General features: G+C 38.6%; 32 protein-coding genes. 30 read left to right on the forward strand and 2 right to left on the reverse strand.

Going from position 1 to position 16,844, the window contains the following annotated elements:
- Positions 1–106 precede the first annotated feature (106 nt).
- The 30 genes from FAX86_RS16645 to FAX86_RS16785 all read left to right on the forward strand — a co-directional run bounded on the left by FAX86_RS16645 (position 107) and on the right by FAX86_RS16785 (position 15,299).
- Positions 107–607, forward strand: a complete 501-nt coding sequence (locus tag FAX86_RS16645; protein ID WP_144394609.1) for a hypothetical protein — start codon at positions 107–109, stop codon at positions 605–607.
- 106 nt (positions 608–713) lie between these two features.
- A complete protein-coding gene (locus FAX86_RS16650) occupies positions 714–1,172 on the forward strand; it encodes a hypothetical protein (protein ID WP_144394610.1) in 459 nt (152 codons plus the stop codon).
- Positions 1,173–1,270: 98 nt separating this feature from the next.
- Complete coding sequence (locus tag FAX86_RS16655; RefSeq protein WP_144394611.1) at positions 1,271–1,735, forward strand: hypothetical protein; 465 nt, start codon at positions 1,271–1,273, stop codon at positions 1,733–1,735.
- 41 nt (positions 1,736–1,776) lie between these two features.
- Positions 1,777–2,235 (forward strand): hypothetical protein, encoded by a 459-nt coding sequence (locus FAX86_RS16660; RefSeq protein ID WP_144394612.1) that lies wholly within the window; start codon positions 1,777–1,779, stop codon positions 2,233–2,235.
- A gap of 52 nt (positions 2,236–2,287) precedes the next feature.
- Positions 2,288–2,638, forward strand: a complete 351-nt coding sequence (locus FAX86_RS16665) for a hypothetical protein (RefSeq protein ID WP_246128638.1) — start codon at positions 2,288–2,290, stop codon at positions 2,636–2,638.
- A gap of 67 nt (positions 2,639–2,705) precedes the next feature.
- The gene (locus tag FAX86_RS16670; RefSeq protein WP_144394613.1) at positions 2,706–3,020 is read left to right on the forward strand and encodes a hypothetical protein; all 315 of its coding nucleotides are present in this window, start codon (positions 2,706–2,708) and stop codon (positions 3,018–3,020) included.
- A gap of 365 nt (positions 3,021–3,385) precedes the next feature.
- Positions 3,386–3,733 (forward strand): hypothetical protein, encoded by a 348-nt coding sequence (locus FAX86_RS16675; RefSeq protein WP_144394614.1) that lies wholly within the window; start codon positions 3,386–3,388, stop codon positions 3,731–3,733.
- Between the two features lie 56 nt (positions 3,734–3,789).
- Positions 3,790–4,143 carry a hypothetical protein gene (locus tag FAX86_RS16680; protein WP_144394615.1) on the forward strand — a complete coding sequence of 118 codons (354 nt, stop codon included), beginning with the start codon at positions 3,790–3,792 and terminating at the stop codon, positions 4,141–4,143.
- Between the two features lie 923 nt (positions 4,144–5,066).
- Positions 5,067–5,357: a hypothetical protein gene (locus FAX86_RS16685; RefSeq protein ID WP_144394616.1), complete on the forward strand. Its 291-nt coding sequence runs from the start codon at positions 5,067–5,069 to the stop codon at positions 5,355–5,357.
- Between the two features lie 69 nt (positions 5,358–5,426).
- Positions 5,427–5,708: a hypothetical protein gene (locus tag FAX86_RS16690; RefSeq protein WP_144394617.1), complete on the forward strand. Its 282-nt coding sequence runs from the start codon at positions 5,427–5,429 to the stop codon at positions 5,706–5,708.
- Between the two features lie 71 nt (positions 5,709–5,779).
- On the forward strand, positions 5,780–6,082 hold the full coding sequence (locus tag FAX86_RS16695) for a hypothetical protein (RefSeq protein ID WP_144394618.1): 303 nt from the start codon (positions 5,780–5,782) through the stop codon (positions 6,080–6,082).
- 112 nt (positions 6,083–6,194) lie between these two features.
- Positions 6,195–6,527, forward strand: a complete 333-nt coding sequence (locus FAX86_RS16700; RefSeq protein WP_144394619.1) for a DUF6678 family protein — start codon at positions 6,195–6,197, stop codon at positions 6,525–6,527.
- 80 nt (positions 6,528–6,607) lie between these two features.
- Positions 6,608–6,949 carry a hypothetical protein gene (locus FAX86_RS16705; RefSeq protein ID WP_144394620.1) on the forward strand — a complete coding sequence of 114 codons (342 nt, stop codon included), beginning with the start codon at positions 6,608–6,610 and terminating at the stop codon, positions 6,947–6,949.
- 77 nt (positions 6,950–7,026) lie between these two features.
- Positions 7,027–7,338 (forward strand): hypothetical protein, encoded by a 312-nt coding sequence (locus FAX86_RS16710; RefSeq protein WP_144394621.1) that lies wholly within the window; start codon positions 7,027–7,029, stop codon positions 7,336–7,338.
- A 580-nt stretch (positions 7,339–7,918) separates the two neighbouring features.
- Positions 7,919–8,323, forward strand: a complete 405-nt coding sequence (locus FAX86_RS16715; RefSeq protein ID WP_144394622.1) for a hypothetical protein — start codon at positions 7,919–7,921, stop codon at positions 8,321–8,323.
- Positions 8,324–8,525: 202 nt separating this feature from the next.
- Positions 8,526–8,780, forward strand: coding sequence for a hypothetical protein (locus FAX86_RS16720; RefSeq protein WP_205859240.1), 255 nt, complete (start codon positions 8,526–8,528; stop codon positions 8,778–8,780).
- Positions 8,781–9,330: 550 nt separating this feature from the next.
- Complete coding sequence (locus FAX86_RS16725) at positions 9,331–9,927, forward strand: hypothetical protein (protein WP_144394623.1); 597 nt, start codon at positions 9,331–9,333, stop codon at positions 9,925–9,927.
- Positions 9,928–10,008: 81 nt separating this feature from the next.
- Positions 10,009–10,290 carry a hypothetical protein gene (locus tag FAX86_RS16730; RefSeq protein WP_144394624.1) on the forward strand — a complete coding sequence of 94 codons (282 nt, stop codon included), beginning with the start codon at positions 10,009–10,011 and terminating at the stop codon, positions 10,288–10,290.
- Between the two features lie 100 nt (positions 10,291–10,390).
- Positions 10,391–10,684: a hypothetical protein gene (locus FAX86_RS16735; protein ID WP_144394625.1), complete on the forward strand. Its 294-nt coding sequence runs from the start codon at positions 10,391–10,393 to the stop codon at positions 10,682–10,684.
- Between the two features lie 100 nt (positions 10,685–10,784).
- Positions 10,785–11,090: a hypothetical protein gene (locus FAX86_RS22290; protein ID WP_164503640.1), complete on the forward strand. Its 306-nt coding sequence runs from the start codon at positions 10,785–10,787 to the stop codon at positions 11,088–11,090.
- A gap of 111 nt (positions 11,091–11,201) precedes the next feature.
- The gene (locus tag FAX86_RS16745) at positions 11,202–11,540 is read left to right on the forward strand and encodes a hypothetical protein (protein ID WP_144394627.1); all 339 of its coding nucleotides are present in this window, start codon (positions 11,202–11,204) and stop codon (positions 11,538–11,540) included.
- 76 nt (positions 11,541–11,616) lie between these two features.
- Positions 11,617–11,904 (forward strand): hypothetical protein, encoded by a 288-nt coding sequence (locus FAX86_RS16750; RefSeq protein ID WP_144394628.1) that lies wholly within the window; start codon positions 11,617–11,619, stop codon positions 11,902–11,904.
- Between the two features lie 62 nt (positions 11,905–11,966).
- Positions 11,967–12,215: a hypothetical protein gene (locus FAX86_RS16755; protein WP_144394629.1), complete on the forward strand. Its 249-nt coding sequence runs from the start codon at positions 11,967–11,969 to the stop codon at positions 12,213–12,215.
- Positions 12,216–12,340: 125 nt separating this feature from the next.
- Complete coding sequence (locus tag FAX86_RS16760; RefSeq protein ID WP_144394630.1) at positions 12,341–12,616, forward strand: hypothetical protein; 276 nt, start codon at positions 12,341–12,343, stop codon at positions 12,614–12,616.
- Between the two features lie 87 nt (positions 12,617–12,703).
- Complete coding sequence (locus tag FAX86_RS16765; RefSeq protein WP_144394631.1) at positions 12,704–13,084, forward strand: hypothetical protein; 381 nt, start codon at positions 12,704–12,706, stop codon at positions 13,082–13,084.
- Positions 13,085–13,220: 136 nt separating this feature from the next.
- A complete protein-coding gene (locus FAX86_RS16770) occupies positions 13,221–13,748 on the forward strand; it encodes a hypothetical protein (protein WP_144394632.1) in 528 nt (175 codons plus the stop codon).
- Positions 13,749–13,751: 3 nt separating this feature from the next.
- Positions 13,752–13,895 (forward strand): hypothetical protein, encoded by a 144-nt coding sequence (locus FAX86_RS22295; protein ID WP_164503641.1) that lies wholly within the window; start codon positions 13,752–13,754, stop codon positions 13,893–13,895.
- Between the two features lie 71 nt (positions 13,896–13,966).
- A complete protein-coding gene (locus FAX86_RS16775) occupies positions 13,967–14,398 on the forward strand; it encodes a hypothetical protein (RefSeq protein WP_144394633.1) in 432 nt (143 codons plus the stop codon).
- Between the two features lie 67 nt (positions 14,399–14,465).
- Positions 14,466–14,885, forward strand: a complete 420-nt coding sequence (locus tag FAX86_RS16780; protein ID WP_144394634.1) for a hypothetical protein — start codon at positions 14,466–14,468, stop codon at positions 14,883–14,885.
- Between the two features lie 69 nt (positions 14,886–14,954).
- Positions 14,955–15,299, forward strand: a complete 345-nt coding sequence (locus tag FAX86_RS16785; protein ID WP_144394635.1) for a hypothetical protein — start codon at positions 14,955–14,957, stop codon at positions 15,297–15,299.
- Between the two features lie 70 nt (positions 15,300–15,369).
- Here FAX86_RS16785 and FAX86_RS16790 read toward each other — a convergent pair whose 3' ends face one another.
- Both FAX86_RS16790 and FAX86_RS16795 read right to left on the reverse strand, forming a co-directional pair.
- Positions 15,370–16,032 (reverse strand): cupin domain-containing protein, encoded by a 663-nt coding sequence (locus FAX86_RS16790; RefSeq protein ID WP_144394636.1) that lies wholly within the window; start codon positions 16,030–16,032, stop codon positions 15,370–15,372.
- A gap of 27 nt (positions 16,033–16,059) precedes the next feature.
- Positions 16,060–16,833, reverse strand: a complete 774-nt coding sequence (locus FAX86_RS16795; protein ID WP_144394637.1) for an SDR family NAD(P)-dependent oxidoreductase — start codon at positions 16,831–16,833, stop codon at positions 16,060–16,062.
- Between the last annotated feature and the right edge of the window lie 11 nt (positions 16,834–16,844).

Genomic DNA, 16,844 nt, shown 5'->3' on the forward strand with positions numbered 1-16,844 from the left:
TGGATTTGAGTTTACCGAAGGGCTTTCTTATTTTGGATGAAAAACATAACAGAGCATTGGAATCGACGCGAACAACGCGCGTCTCAATTTGGCGTTATGCACAAATATGAACTACATACCTATTATATTTTTATTTTTTATAGCTTTAGAAGCTTATGGGAAAGAGATCGTGACGGATTCGTTTAACTATGACTCTTTCAATGAATCAAAGCATATGCTTGAGTGGCTTCACCCATCGCCATTCGACGCAATAAGGTCGAACTTCGAAGAAAACTTCGAAGAGCAAGTTCCTGGTTCTAAACTAATGGGGCTGAAAGTCTTAGGCAAGCCTGAGTGGCTAACTGGAGCTATTCCTATTGACGATGATGAAGATCACGTTAGGCTAAGAAGAGCTGGCGTCGCGTTTGCGTTTTCTGTAAGAGTAAGCAGTCCGGATAACGTAATTCATGAGATAAAAGGAGTTTACACGTGGGTTGGAGTAAATATGGATATGCCCGAAAAAGAAATGCAGCGAACCTGGGTAGATATAAACGGAACGCTCGATGAATACGGATCGGATGGTGCGCTTCGCCAACGAGTATACTTTGAGTCAGGCGAAGATCGATGAAAAAGATAAGCATAACAAAGGTGTCATGTACGCAGCAGCTTGCTGCAGGACTCGCCTTTCGGCTCGCCTCATACACAAGCGTTAGCACTACAATGAAGTTAGAGATATGAGATGGATTGGCCCTTTATTTAAAAACGCTGGAGGTTGGGAAGCTTTCGTAGCTTTCGAACAAGGAAAGTGGTTCGTAGATAAAGACTCACCTATAGAAATCGGAACTGGAAAGTCCGGGGTAATGTTGCTGCCTCTTCTTCAAAAGGGGTATGGTGAAAACTTTGAAAAGCAAATTACTATTCTAGAAAAGGGGCTAATGTCTGTCGGCCAAGACCCAAAGAATGCTCTTCAATTTCCATTTTATGTGCCTGTTTTGACTGCTTACAAGCATATGCCAAACTGGTGTGATTCGGCAGTTAATTGGCTTGGTGATATACACCTATCCCGCGAGCATGCGATGGAAATATTCGATGCTTGTCATACGCTAGCAATAAGTCAGAGTGTACGGCAAACAACCATTAAATATATAAACAAGTGGTCAAATGAGAGAGGGTTCCATTTTGCAAGGCCCTAGTGCTAACAAAGCAATCAACCGGACTTCGCATTGCGTGGTTCGCTTCACTCACTTTACCACGCAATGCTCCGCTCAGTTATTGCGGCGTTAAATAAGTTATGAAAAATTTAGCTGAATTGAGGAAAAAATATTTTAACCCTCAATTTGAATATAAGTTTTATGAAGATCCTCATTATGCAATTGTGTGCTTTGTTAGAGCGCTAAATAAAGAAGATGTATCTGTTTATAATAGTATATTTAAAGGAGATCCTCCTGGTTTCGGGTATGAGTGGGGAAGCCTTTGTGGGTTCTTTGATGAAGAGTGGATGCCGACTTTTAAAGTGCCAAAATTTCAAGCCGGTGAATATTATGTAGTGTCTTTAGAAGACGATGATAATTCTATCGCAATATATAGTCGAGATGAGCTTGGTGGTTGGTTGGCTTTAGGATTAAGTGATTATAATAGAGACATTTTAAAGATATATATGAATGTTGATAAGGTTTTAGACTCGATTAGCAAAAAGTTAAATCGTCAGTCTGATTGGAGTAATCTATCAACTTTATTTAACAATCCAAAGCAGTAGATGAACTACTGTTTGAAGCGTTATGTTTCGAAGGAGTCTTGATGGGATATTCTATAAGTGGATTAGTTACTAGTTTTAAATATAAAGGAAACTTGCCACACAAATATTTAATCAGTGACTTTGTGTTTATTCCGTTAGACTCAAAATCGAATGGATTTAAAGGGTTTTCCGAGAAACCATCCGAGGAATTAACACCTAAAATTAAGCGTTTGGCAAAAGAGATGTCATATGAGGGTAAGGTTGCTTTTATCGAAGCTGACTTCTTTGGTGGTTCAGGAGAGCAATGCGCTATGGTTTGGGAAAATGGGAAACTAATATGGGGCCCTAAAATTTCAACTCATGATAGTAAAAATGATGATGTAGGTGCGATAAACGAAGCTTTGGTATGTTTAGGCGTATATCCACACGGTGAAAAAGATGTATTTAGCACTTTGAATCTTGGCTGGAATAGATCAAACGCTGAATGGTTAGAAGAAATTAATAACTTAAGTAAAAATTAACATAACAAGTTAATTAAAGTGACCCCTATTGGGCACATTATTAAGGCGTTAAATGCCAAAGGAATATATGAGCTACGATCATCCAATCGAAAACGTCGAAAATGACGTACTTGTCGTCTCTGTTGTAGGCTGTGACGGCAGCTATTTTATGTGGCAAAAAGGCCTCACCGAAGAGGTTGGTTCTGATGACGGCATATATTTTGAGTTTGATGACCAGATAAATGGTCGTCACAATCAAGTTAAAGAATGCACTGTAACCAATGATGGTATTCACGTAGTGCTCGCCAATGGTAACTTGAAGCATCTTTACTTTCCGCTTTACTTTGATAAATTCCAAGAATTACAGGCAGGACTAAAAAAAATATACGCTGAACTAGGTGACATCGTTGAATTCAGCATTTAACAAGGCACTCAAGCGAGGACGCAGCGATCTGCGCCGCTTAGCTTGGAGTTAACTCTCAAGGGAAAGCATGAGCAATCAGAATAATTTCGATTTGGAACTTAAAGAGCTAAAAGAGGCGACTACAGATAAATGGCTTATGCAGCAATCGCTAGATTTAGCTGCTTTTGAATCTCTTTATACTTACCTTGAACAAAAATCAGAACTACTCAAAGATCAGAGCACTGTATCGAAGCAACTTGTTCAGGTAATCCTTGATGCCTTTAATGCACTAGAGTCGGCGGGTAATATCCAGCAAGCAAACAAATTCATGGTGCTTTTAGGTTTAATTGTACGTAATGAGGCAGCAAGTGACCGTAAATCCGGTGTACCAAGAATCATCTAAAGAGTTAACAAGGCAAAGCAGTAGATGAACTACCGTTTGAAGCGTTATATTTAAATGAGAGTTAAGTTTTGGGTAATAAGTTAAAGATTAGGGTCATTGCATGCATACTATGTTTGCTAACAGCCGCTTTTGCTGTGGATAGGTACATAGCTTGGAAAGTTTTAGAATATTATTTTCATGAAAGTGACTATTCATACTATGGCTTGTACCCTCTATTTCTTTTGATAGTTTCTATCTACTTCCTTGTCTGCGTATTTAAAGCTCGATTCAAAATTTGGAGTAACAATTAAGTCGATAGGAAATATAACAAGAGTCAGGAGTTAAACTCGTGCTTCGTAAACTCAGACAGGTGTTAAATTTAATATATGGCCTTACCAAAAAATAAATCGCGTAGAATTTCTGTTGACGATATTGATTATCGTTACGCGATTTCTATTTCATGGAAAGATGATGGGAATTTTGACTTTAATGTCACTGTGCAAAATGAATCATCAAATGGAAGTAAACTACTTCTTAAAGGATTAGTGACGCGAGATTTTTGGCTAGACTTTTCTGATAAAGTTGGGGAGCAGATTGATAGTGATTTGTATCCAACTATCACCCCTAGACATATAGCTTACTTTATCAGGCAGGCAATTATAGATGGATGGAACTCGGAAAAGCGAGTGAAAGACTTTATCCTGGAAGTAAGCAATAAAGATTTAACCAGATAATGGAGAACGAAAATAAAACAACGTTCTTTTTATTTGAGCGTATGAGCAACAAGATAATGAAGAAACTTTTAGCATTAATTTTGGGGTATTTAATAGCAGCTTCCTCTGCTATTGCAGATGATAGTGGAGATTTGACCAGCGAGTTGTGGGTCATGATTAAAATAGACACGCCTTTTAGAACACAGAATGAGATTGAACTCGTCGAAGTTGTTACTTCAGCGATCGAATCTAAAGGCAGTGGTGAACTTGATGGGCATAGTAGTGGTGGATTTCAGTTCGAGTTTAACTACTATGGCATTAAAGATTATGAAGCCGCAAAAAATATGCTCGAAGAAATATTTCAGAAAAATTATCCAGAACTTACTTATACGATTTCTAATGAGTACCAAGTGAAGTATGAAAAGCTCTAACAGGGATTAGATATGGATTGGCTAAAAAGTAGTCCCACAATTTAAATAAGTGTTAGGGCGATAAATGTTTAAAAAAGTGCCAGAAAAATGGGAGAAGTATCGGCGGAAAAACTTAGTGGCTTCGTTAGGGTTAGTCTTCGGGTTACCTTTAGTTGCAGTGCTTGTAGCTACAATCAAAGTTTGGCTGCCAAATTACGCTGAATATTCATTCCAAACCTTATCAATAATATGGTGCGCTCTCTGGGGCTGGTCGGCATTTTGTGTGGTTCGTTGGCCTTGCCCCAGATGCGGAGTACCTTGGTTATCTCATCAAGTAGCAGAATTTGGTGCCAAGCAGTGTTGTTCTCAATGTGGGTTATGTTTATATGAAGAGCCTTAACAACCACATCAAGATCCCACGCCAGAATGCGGCGACCGACGTGCGGATTATGTGCACGTTAAGAGCTCGAATATGCAGTTTATGTAGCGAATTTTCGGTCGTAAACTGTCTAACGCTCATATTAGTAAATGAGTGAAATCAAGGGGTTATATTAGAAGTTGAGGTGAAATTGTTAGACAGTGGTGGTGCTCTAACTTGTTGAATTTAATATAAAAACCGGCATTAAAATAACAGACTTTTAATCAATTGGTCGCAGGTTCGAATCCTGCACAACCCACCATTATTTCGAGAGGCCGCATAGAAATATGCGGCCTTTTTTATTGCATGGAAATTTGGAATAAAAATTAAGGATGATTTGCTATCGCTTGAATCGAGAAAGCTCGCTCATTGCTTGAATGTCTTTTTTTTGAAAAGAGCCACTCGGTTATCAGAAAGAATATTGCAATTGTCTATAATTTACACATAACTTATCAAGTCAGCGATACAATTGCGCGTACCTCGCAATTGATGCTGCTTTTAAGCGTTATACGCCAAAGGAGTTAGTGTGACTATTAAGTCAATATTGATGGGAATAGCTTTAATATCTTTTCTTTTCGCACTACTTAACACTAGTTCGATCACGGAATCTTTTTTCTTTAGTAAGCAAAAAAAGTTCTGGATGTTACTGCTTAACTGGTTAGTTCCTATAATAGGGCCTGTGCTTGTCTATAAAATGATTCAAGCTTCTTTAATTAAAAATGGTGCTGTAACAGGTGATAATAATTCTAGTACTTATTATGGAGCTAACTCAGTTTCAGTTTATGACTACTCTGATAGCAGTGGTGGAGGTGAGTAATGGCCTATAACAAGGCATTGGAAAAAACGACGCAAAAAACGCGCGTCTCAATTAAGTGTTAATTGAAATATGAATTACATAATTACTTTTTTACTTATTATATTGTCGTTTTATTCTTCTGCGGAAGCATTAGAGAACAAAGAGTGCAATGAAGATAATCCTGGATACATTGAGTTTTTCTTAGTAGTTGATGCAAAAGGCGAAGTCGGTGAGTTAGAGCTAGTATGTGAAAGCTCTAAAGGTGATTTCAAGAAAGTTGAGGCATCATTGTTGAAAATGTATTCAAAATTACAAAATTTTAAGTTTGAGCCAAACTCAAAGCAAAAGGTTTCAATTTATATAAACAATTAACAAGGTAAGGCATTGGAAACTTAATCGCTTAACGCGCTTAATTTCCAATGCTCACGACGTTAAGTATCTATATGGAAACTATTGCATTAATACTACTTATTGCAGGTGTATTACTTTGTATCAACAACATATATGCGAGTTGGCTTCGTTTTCCAATACACAAGTATTTGAAAAAACGACCAGATGAGGAGTTTGTATTTGTATCTGGCATACCGTTATTTGGAAGTTTGTTTGTAGTAATTGCTTTGCTTCTTTCATCAGTAAATGTATATGTTTATTGGTTTAGTGTTTTGCTAGCTTTACTAGATACGGGCGGTATCCATTGGTATCTAGTAACCGTTTTATATTCAACTAGCAATGAAAAAAATACTTAACAAGCCAATGTACGCCGCGCAAAAACACCGCTACGCGGTAGGCGCTGGACTCAAACACGCTGGCGCGCGTTTTCGCCGGTAATTGGAACGTTAGCTGTAAAGGAAAGATAGAATGGAGAACTCAAACTGGGAATCTTTGTTTCAGGCAATCAAATCAGAGTTACCATTTACTCCTCCTTTTCAATACAAGAAGTATGAAGAGCCTCCATACCCTGAAGTCTTCGACGAAGACGTATGGTACTTAGGCGACTATTCGTCAGAATTTTTGTTACCTTATTCAAAACTAGAATGGATTGCTATAAGACCACGATACTTAAAAAGTATTGGTCGCCTTCTTCCTCAAAAAATAGTTTCGTGTGAACAAGAGCTTTTGGCTCTATTAAATAAATTGAATATCAATTTTAAGAATGAAAATGATAAAGTGTTCATCAGAAGTTCCAGCTAACAAGCCACAGCATGATGGACGTCTCAACAAGTTGCTCCGCCCATGTGTGGAGCGTTAAATGTAGAAATTATCGAGTAGGTATGAAAGTAACACAGGAAATAGGGAAACTGATTTTAAAGGACGGTCTATTGTCTCCGGTTTATGAGATTGAAATAGACTTAATAAAAAGATGGAGTATTGTCGCTGAAGAAAATGGGGCGACATACTATTCTTTTCATTTACCTGGAAGCATTCAAAACGTCAGCGTATCTTCAAAAAAAGCTGATGATTTAAAATATGAGATAGATGAAATATCGAAAATATTAAATATAGAACCGGATTTAGATATTTCTGAAAGTCGATTGTCAGTAACTGATGGCCTAATAGCTGTTGATGTCGGTCTTTCTATACCGTTATTAGCTGCTCTTATTGGGAGTAGCTAATACTTAATTTAACAATGCGCTGAAGAAAGGCGCTAAGAACAATCGCGCTTCTTAGCGAAGCGTTATGTGTCACGAGTATGAAAGTAATAGATTCTGAAAACCAGGCATGGTTTCTTTTTGAGCATGAAGGTAATTTGTATCTAGATGCAAACTGCAACATGAGCGCATTTGGCTACACCTACATGATTGAGCTTAATGCTGAAGAGGAGGAACAATATCAAGATGGTGGCCGCGAGTATCTAAACAAACTTGCTCATGACATCCATTATTCTGTTCCAATTGCAAAAGATGCAACGTCAATCTACAAAGGGCGTGATGTATCAAAAGAATTTTCAGGGTTAGCAACTGAGGCTGTTAAAACATGGCGAGAAGCCAACAATGGTAGCTAAACACATAACAAGCAAAGGCAGCATCGCCCTGCGGGCTGGACGCGCTAAATCACGCCGCTGCTTTGGACGTTATATATAAGATGAAGCAAGAAAACTCATACTGGAAAGAATTTATCGAAGATGGTGAAACTATCATCAAGATAAACCTATACGAGAGATTTCATCTTAAGATACTTACTAGATATTTGAACTCACTAAGAAAGAAAAGAGTACCGAAAGATACTAAATTTGGTTCATTTAGATGGAGTGTATTAGAATTTTTAAAATTCATTACAAAATATACATCCTCTAGATCACTAGATTTATTTTGGTTCAGAGTTGAAGCTGCTTGGATACTGAAAAGTAGTACGCGAAAAAGATTAGGCTTTAATTGCTACGAAGTTACTTTCACTAGAAAGGATCATATTAATCCAAGCGATATCAGAATGAATTTTAAGAGCTATAAAACTGTAAATGAGCTTCGTAAGCATATATAACAAGTTGCTCAAATACATTCCTGCCACAAAAAGCGTGGCCTCCATGGGACAGCCTACACTACGTTTCGGCTGCCCCTTAGCAAAACGTTAGCTTGAGTATAAAAATGAAACAGACTCTACATGTTTTTTCAGGAAAATTTGGAACAAGAGAGAAAGCTTGTCTTTATTCTGAAGAGCAATGGGAATCCCCAGCACCTGATGACAGCTGGTCGGATGAAGCATACTCCGAGTGGGAAGATAGAAATCCATCTTGGGATCTTGAAGACGAATTAGATGAGTATCTTGATTCTGACTTTATCGAAACTATTTTTGGAAGGGGAATGGTCAAGTATCTTGAAACACAGTTGCTGAATGACTCAGACAAGCTGAAAGTAAGAGATGTGATACCGAAAGAACATGATACGCTCGTTTTGATAATGAGCGCTGCAGTAGATGAAAAAAAGGTATCTTTTTTTTCAACATCCAAACTGGATTACCATGGAGAATATCTTTGGAATCCAAATGGATAAATGTCCGCTAACATCGCCTTCCAGGGGAGTGGGTACACGTTGACGCTTTTTGTAGGTTGAACTAAACCAATCAATTTTGCCTGTCTCAGGTTTTCGGCAACAAGTGCCCGACTCCTGAAGGCGGGCGTTAGCTATATGACTTAGAACGATGAGTTGTCCAGTGTAATAAGGGCAAAACATCACTTAATCAAAAGAGAGTAATATGAATAATAAAAAGCAAAAACAGATCGAAAATCCACTTGCATTTTGTCTTGGCATTGGTATCGCAATCGGATCAGGTCTTGGCGTGAGTTTAGGTGTTGCTTTTGGCCTTATTGTCGACAATTTGGCCGTTGGAATTGGTTCCGGTATAGCTATTGGCAATGGCTTAGGTATATCAATTGGTGCATTGATTGGTCTGGCTATGAAAAAGAAGCAGGAAGAACAAGCAAGTTTGAATGATGAAAAAAATAGCTAAAAAGCAGCAGCTAAACCGAGAGCCAACTCGCTTTCGCTAATCGTTGAGCCTGTTTCGAGTATTATTCGAGGCTCGAATAAGGTTGTTTATACAGTGAATTTTCGGTCGTAAACTGTCTAACGCTCATATTAGTAAATGAGTGAAATCAAGGGTTTATATTAGAAGTTGAGGTGAAATTGTTAGACAGTGGTGGTGCTCTAACTTGTTGAATTTAATATAAAAACCGGCATTAAAACAACAGACTTTTAATCAATTGGTCGCAGGTTCTAATCCTGCACAACCCACCATTATTTCGAAAGGCCGCATAGAAATATGCGGCCTTTTTTATTGCATGGAAATTTGGAATAAAATTAAGGATGACTTTCTCTCGTTGGAATGAAGAATACTCGCTCATTGCTTGAATGTCTTTTTCTTGAAAAGAGCCACTCGGTTATCAGAAAGAATATTGCAATCGTCTATAATTTACACATAACTTATCAAGTCAGCGATACAATTGCGCGTACCTCGCAATTGATGCTGCTTTTAAGCGTTATGCATCAGGTAGAATTTAATGCACATTAAATGCGATAAGTGTAATGCGACAGAAAATTGGCCTTCTGATACTCGGTTGTATTGTTATTACGAAGGAGAATTGGCTTTAGGATTGGATTTAGATGACGCACCTATTATCGATATGATGTGTCAAACATCATGGTGCTATAGTTGTGAACAGATAGTAATTACAGAATATCTTGTGCCCAAGGAGCAGATTGAAAGTGTGATTGAGTCACTTAGTTCAGATATTGAAGAATTTGAAAAGTCTTTAAAAAATGTAACCTCTCGAATTGATAAAAGAAGATTGTCTTTAAGAATCAAATATAGGCTCCGAAGTATCGAAAGATACAAGTATATTTCAGATAGAACTGTGGGTAGAAAGCAAATTTATTTGAATTGTGGTACACCAGGAAAGCATGAGCCTTTAAGTGAGTTTCTCAAACATGGCGTGCATGTTGGGTGTGGAGGTCGTTGGAAAGAATCAGGAATAATAGGCGGTGGAAGCTGTTATAGGTTACCTTTATATTTGTATGATTTTAATGCTGAGTTTTTAGGTGTGGCAACCAGTGAGAACGAAGGACCTTATTTAGTTACCGAGGTTAAAGGTGCATAACAAACTGAGGCACGATGAACTCTGCACAAAAAATTGCATCGTCATGTGCGCAGGACGTTATGCATCAAAGAAAATTTGAGTATGAATGAAGTTGAGAAGAAGATTCTTGAGAATGTATTTGACTCATTGGATCGGTTATTTGATCGAGAGTGTAATGTAATTGACGTTTACGCTCTGCTATTTGCATCTGAAGCGGCATGTAAAAATTCAGAGGCAGTTTTACTTCACGAATATGTAGTGAAGCTTGAGAGCATAATCCGTAGTGGTGAGCCTGAGGAATCTCAACGAGATCAGGCGTTAGTTACAACTAATAAGTTGCGTGTAGAGCTAAATGAATTATTACCCGTACAGCCACATGCATAACAATCGCCAGCAACCAGCCCGTTCCAGGCTTTGGACTAAAAACTCACTGGCGTTCATTTTTAGCCGCTGTGGCGGGCGTTATGTTTAAAAGGGTAAAAGGATGAACACCAAAAATATCGTCTCTTACATTGAGATTGATGGCCCAGCTAAGCAAACCAATCATGCAGTAGAAGTTTATGTAACTTTAACTAACGATGAAAGGCGTTGGTGCTTTTTTCACAGTCCTGAAACTGTAAAAAACTGTGGTGATTATATAGATGGCACAAATATAAGAATGCATTATGGTGAAAAACATATGTTTGTTTTGTCCGAAGTAACTCAAGATTCGATCAGGAAGACAATCAAGCAACTAGATGAAGCTGGTAAAATTTTAGAATGTACAGTATCGATATAGTAAAACATAACAGAGCCAGGCATTTCGCTGCGCTGGATTCGCAACAAGTTGCTCGCCCATGCTGGCGGCGTTATGCCGTTTAGCGGGTTAAGGCTCTAATATGACTTATAGTGGCGCAGGAATAATTGCTCTTTTACCAGTATTGCTGCTATCGATATTGATAAACTCTATTTGGTTTGTAAAAGGTAGTGGGAGTAGCGGCTGGAAAATACGCGTTCTTTCGATCTATGCAGTAATGATCATCATGCCATGGTTTGCACCTTTGATCCTTGGGTGGGAGTTTGTCAGTAATAGCCGGATTTTCGGAGCTGGTATCGTTGTGTCAGTTTTATTGTTAGTTTTTGGTGGTTTTGCTATACCAGCTATTTCAAATTCTATATTAAGGAAGCAAAGTGAAACGGCATAACAATACGCATCACTCGCTCCCGTTGGTCGCTGGGACGCCAAATCCGCTGACTCGTTTTTGTCTCCCGTGTGCTTTGCGTTATACAAACCCAATATGGAGAAGCTTACACATATGAAAAAATTAATGGTTATATTTGGTTCACTTATTTCCTTGAATGCGTATGCAGTCGGTCACGTGATAGATGCTAAAATAGAATCCGTATATTGTGGTTATCCTAGTTCTCATCAAATGTGTTCTGTTACATTTAGCAAGCCTATAATTGATAAGGATTCTTGCCATACATCTAGTGAACGTATGCAGTTTAAAGTTGATACAGATATCGGGAAAGCACTTCTTTCAATTGCGTTGTCTGCTCATGCAACACAGAAAAATGTCGATGTTTATAGTACAGGTTCCTGTACTGTTTATAATGGACTGGCGGATGTAAATTGGATAACTATTAAAAATTAAATCACAGCAAGGTAGAACAAAGTGCTGGAGAAAGTCGCCAATAAACAACAGCGCTTCTCAGCAATGCGTTAGTGCTATGAACACGTTACAGTCACATGAAGACGAATTTGATGCAGGTGAAGTGACTGAGTCTGGATTTGCGGCAATAAATGATGCTGAGGGCTACGGTGCCGCATCGTCTATTGGGGCGGGTAGTGTCAGCATCGCTAAGATATGGAAGGCATTTAGACTTGGTAAGTCTCTGAAGCTATATTCTAAGAATAAGCATATTGTTAAACCTGAAACAGAGAGCGAACTCACTAGCTGGTTTGAGCAACATTTTCCAGCGTGTTATGGTGAATACCTTAGAAATGCGAAGCACTAACAAGAACAGGTAGGTGAAGCTAACGACGCTCTCCTGCTGTAAGCGTTAGGTAACGTAAAAGAATGTTTAACTACGACTCAAAGTTAATACAAATATTGAAGGCTTTGGGTGAGAACTGGATAATTCAAGACTATCAATTAGCCGGAATGGGTTGGGTTGCAGTAATATCAAGTGACGCAGTTAAGTTTTCTCTACATTCTGAGCGAGGTTGGGTTGATATCTATTTCGGTAAATATCAAGATCAAAATAAACTCGGTTGTAAAAGTAAAGTAGAAGATATTGTTCACATAATCGTGAAGAATGTTACCTAACAAATAACTTAAAAGGACGCAAAACGCTTGGTTTGAGTTCCTTAGTTGATAATTGTAGCCAAGCTTTTATGCGCCGATTAGTAAGGCGTTATAACTCTAGGGAAAGTTTGGACAGTTGAACAAGAATGAAATACCTAAATAGCGCGATAGCTTCGGACGGCGGAACAACTTGGCTTGCTCTTAAAAATGGGGAGGATGAGTTGTTCGAATTAAGGCTCGACAAAAAAATAGGAAGTAGCACTTCGAATAGGCTATTTGTAAATGAAGTTATGATCGAAGTGAGCGAAGAGGAAAAGTGGGTAGAAATACTTCGAAAGACAATTTCTGAATCTGCCTTCGAGTACGAAGGTGAGAAAGAAATGATTGAACATGTAATCTCTTCATTGGTTAGCCGAAAGTGAGTTATAACAAGTTTGTCAAGCATCGCTACACACCTACGGTGTTTCGCTGGACTCGCTCCTGCGTCGCTCGCCGTTTACAAAAGCGTTATGGCTGATCAAAGTATGGAGAAAAGTAAGTTAGAACTGGATAGGTGTATCCTATTTCCTCGTACCAGAGAGGCTGTATCAGCAATTGAAAATGGGGTGCTTGATAGTAGGTTTGAAGTAGAGGTAATTGATCTCGACTATTCATCTTTGTCAAAATTAAGACTTTTTGGTTTCTTTTCGTATCCTAAAGAATCTGGTTTGAGCGTTACAAAAAATAGTTTCATCAAAATATCGTCAGTTGAAGTAGAGCTTGCAGTGGAAACGGCATTGAAGTCTCGAAAAGAAACAAATGATCGTCTATTGACAAAATTAATTGACTCTTTTGTTGAAAAGGCTAAGAGATCAATTCGACAGGAATTACCAATATGGTTCAATACGTAAGAGGCCATAACAAGAGGCTTCAGCTGATAGCTGGTGCTACGCGCCTTTGGTGTTACTCGCTGGCGCTCAAACAAATAACACAAAAGTCGCTCCGCACCAGCTACAGCTGAGCCGGACGTTACGGATATGAATTAGAATGTTCCGAAAATTAATAATCATATTTATACTGTTGCCTCAGCTAACGGTTGCTGGCGAACTAATCCAAGACTGTCCATTTACTGGTAAGTACTTTGCTTGCGAAAAAGACAGAGAAGTGACGCAGCTGAGCAAGCACAAAGAACTTGTGGTCAGAGAGGGAAATAAATTAACCCTACTATCAGATGCCGGAGATATTATTCGCAAGAATTCACCCAAAGGAACTGAGGGGTTCACTGGTGATGATGGTAGTATCAACGCCAAGTACTACTTCTATCAATATCTAGAGAAGCAAGAGGTATATGTTATTGCTCGTTCTCTTTGGGAAGGAAGCGACTTTGAGCTAATCAGTAAAAATACTAAGAAGAGTATTGTTTTGCCTCAAAGGCCAATTTCTTCTCCAAACGGAGAGCTCCACATTGCTTTTATAACTGATAACTATAAACCCCATACATATCATGTTGTTGTCTACGATATATCTAAAAGCCAACTTAAAGAAGCCTTCGTAGCAAAACTCGATTATAACTAGGTAATGAACGCTGAATGGGTAAATGATACGGAAGTAAAGTTAACCTTCGATCAAGGATTTAGTGACAAGTTTGCTAATGGTGATGAAGTTGGTCGATTGTTAAAATCAAACGATGATTGGAAGTATCATGAAGCGAAATATCCGTAACCAGAAGCGGCATTGCGTAAAATTACTCGCTGACCCGCTCGCATTTTTCACATGCGCTAAGCGTTAAAGCTATGAATAAGTCTGCATCAGTTTTAAGCCTGGCAATTGTCTCTTTGATACTTTTTTCTATAGGCTATATGTATCTTGGTTCCACAAGGGATTTTGAACAATATGAGCTAATTCGAGGCTACTTTTTGTCGAGTAAAGAAAATAGTAACTTTTATGTATGTGATAATTCAGTAAGTTGGTCTGGAGCTTATACTTTTTCTGATGCATTTTCTAAGCAAAAGCTACTTGAAAAGTATTTGTTATTAACTGACGGTGAGATAAAGCCAATATATTATGAATTAATGGGAAAGATAGAGTATTCAAGCAGATCTGGCTACTCAGAAATCAGCTTTCCGAGCAAAATTTATGTGGATAAAGTAAAGTTGGCATTAGATTTAAAGAATGAACTATGTCCATATCCAGAAGTTTTGTTGGACATGGGCTTTAACAATTAACTGTTGCGCGACATTGAACTGCTCATTTTAATCGCTATTCAATGCTGCAAAGTAAAGAGTTAACCATATGAAGAAAATATATCTGTCTATGCTGCTATTCCTTTTCCCTCTATTTTTGTTCAGTAAAGAGCTTGGAATAGGTCAAGAAAACATGTCGAATGTTTCTCGGCTAGTTGATATTTTTGTATATGGCTCGGAAGTTCCTTTATCATCTGAAGTTCAAGGTGACTTCGATTTAAAGGTAATTCAAGCATCAGGCAATAGGCATGAGAGTCCACTTCTAGAAACCTGGATAGTTTTTTCTGGTGAAGGTTTTTATTCGGATATATTTAATTTGGGTGATCTTGGAGAGTGCTTTAGAGTTGTATTGATTGATAGTGATTTACTCTCAATTTGGTGTGGTAATAAAGAAAACCCGGTAGAGACTAGTGTAATAATCGAAAAGCGAGTAAATATGATCTCAATTAAAGTAAAAAATAGAGGTTAGCCAATCAATGTTGCTCGACTCGCTATCACTTGCCACAAATTGAAACGTTATATTTCTTAGGGAGACAGAATGAGATTAGCTTTGACAGTATTGGTATTTCTTTTTTGTTTTAATATATCTGCAAAAGAGGGATTTTCCTGTGCTAAACCTGAAGATAATGAGACTTGGTGGATTTCGGTGGAAAAATTCACTAAAGAAGAAGCTGAGAACGCAGTAAAAGAGTTAAGTGAACTATTGAAAAATGGTTCTGCTGGCCGCGATTTTATAGAAGTCGAAAATTATTTCACGATGATTAGAGGTTATATGTATCGCGACTTTCTTAAGTCATATAAAACCGAGTTCAAGAAAACAGATAAAGTATTACAAGATGAATTCTGCAAGTTTCTTCAAACAAAAGCGTACTATCACCACTAGAAATATAACCAGAGTTTGCAGTAGATTAATATTCGCAAGCTCCTATTAATTACTGAAACAAGCGTCATATTTACAAATGTCCCACTTTCACATAAATCAATGCGCCATCCACTTTGGTAAAAGGTGTATGCTGGCTCATGTGGGGGCTACGAAGCCAGGTGCCTTTGGGATATTGGCCATGCTCATCGTAAAATGTGCCTTCCAATACAAAGATTTCCTCACCTCCCCAATGGTTGTGCGAACAAAATTGAGTGTGAGGTGCCCATTTAACTAAGGCGACCTTCTCACCTTTAAACTCATGCAACGGCATAACCGTTAGCCCATCTACAAGCCCTTGGTGCCATGGATGGTTTTGAGTGTCTATCATTTTTTGCTCGGTGTCGTCGTGATCAAATTGATGTAGCTTTACTAATATAGTTGCACCTTCTTTACCTATATTTGGCGTGTGAGACGTACCAATCGGATTACGCACATAGCTCCCCTTCGAGTAGTTTTGATGCTCATCCGAAAATACTCCTTCAAGTACAAGGAACTCTTCGCCACCATTATGAGTGTGTGACGAGAACGCACTGTGTGGCGCATAACGAACAATAGAGGTCGCTCGTGCGACCTCATCTCCAATTCGATCAAGCATCATACGTTCAACACCTGGCATTGGAGATTGCACCCACTGGTAGTCATTAGGGTGAATCACGACATGTTGCTCGAAATCAGCATTGATTAAGGTAGTCATGTTGACCTCTGAGTAAACATTATGATGCTAGTTCCTACCAGCAATAACACCGCCATCAACGTCCCAAATAGCACCTGTCACCCAGCTTGAACTCTCTTTCAGAAGAAATACTATCGCATTGGCAATGTCATCGGGTGTTCCAATACGGCCAATGGGATGAAAATCATCAAATCCAGCAAGAGCACCATCTATTTCTGCCGGGTCGATAAAAGTTTCATAAATGGGCGTTTTTACTACCGCAGGTGAGACTGCATTTACTCTAATATTGTGATCAGCTAATTCCATAGCCATATGCTGCGTCAAAGCGTGCAATCCTGCCTTTGCCATGGAATAAGCAGAAGACGGGGTTGCTTTGATTGCTTGCTTGGCCCACATTGAACCAATATGAACAATGGATCCACCTCCATTGTTACTCATATTTTGGGATACTGCTTGGCTTATGAAAAACGTAGCCCGATTCAGTGTGGCATAAGTATCATAATCTTCTAATCCGTGTTCTAAATATGGCTTAGGATTGAAATAACCTGCCGCATTTACAAGGTATTTGATGTGCCTTTCATCCGAATTTATCACTTGAATCACTCTGTCGACATCCTGTTGCTTATAAAGATTAGCTTGTAATGTCTCTATTTTAATGCCATTCGTCGCTATTGCGGTTAGCTCATATTTTGCCGACTCTAGCTTTGCAGCGTTGTTGCCTAAGATAACAATACTGGCGCCTTGAGCAACGAGTTGTTTTGCTGTTGCCAGGCCCATGCCACTAGAGCCACCTATAATGAAAGCGATGTTTGAAGTTGTCATAAATTTTCCCC

Source organism: Pleionea sediminis, from assembly GCF_007570825.1.
Classification (GTDB): domain Bacteria; phylum Pseudomonadota; class Gammaproteobacteria; order Enterobacterales; family Kangiellaceae; genus Pleionea; species Pleionea sediminis.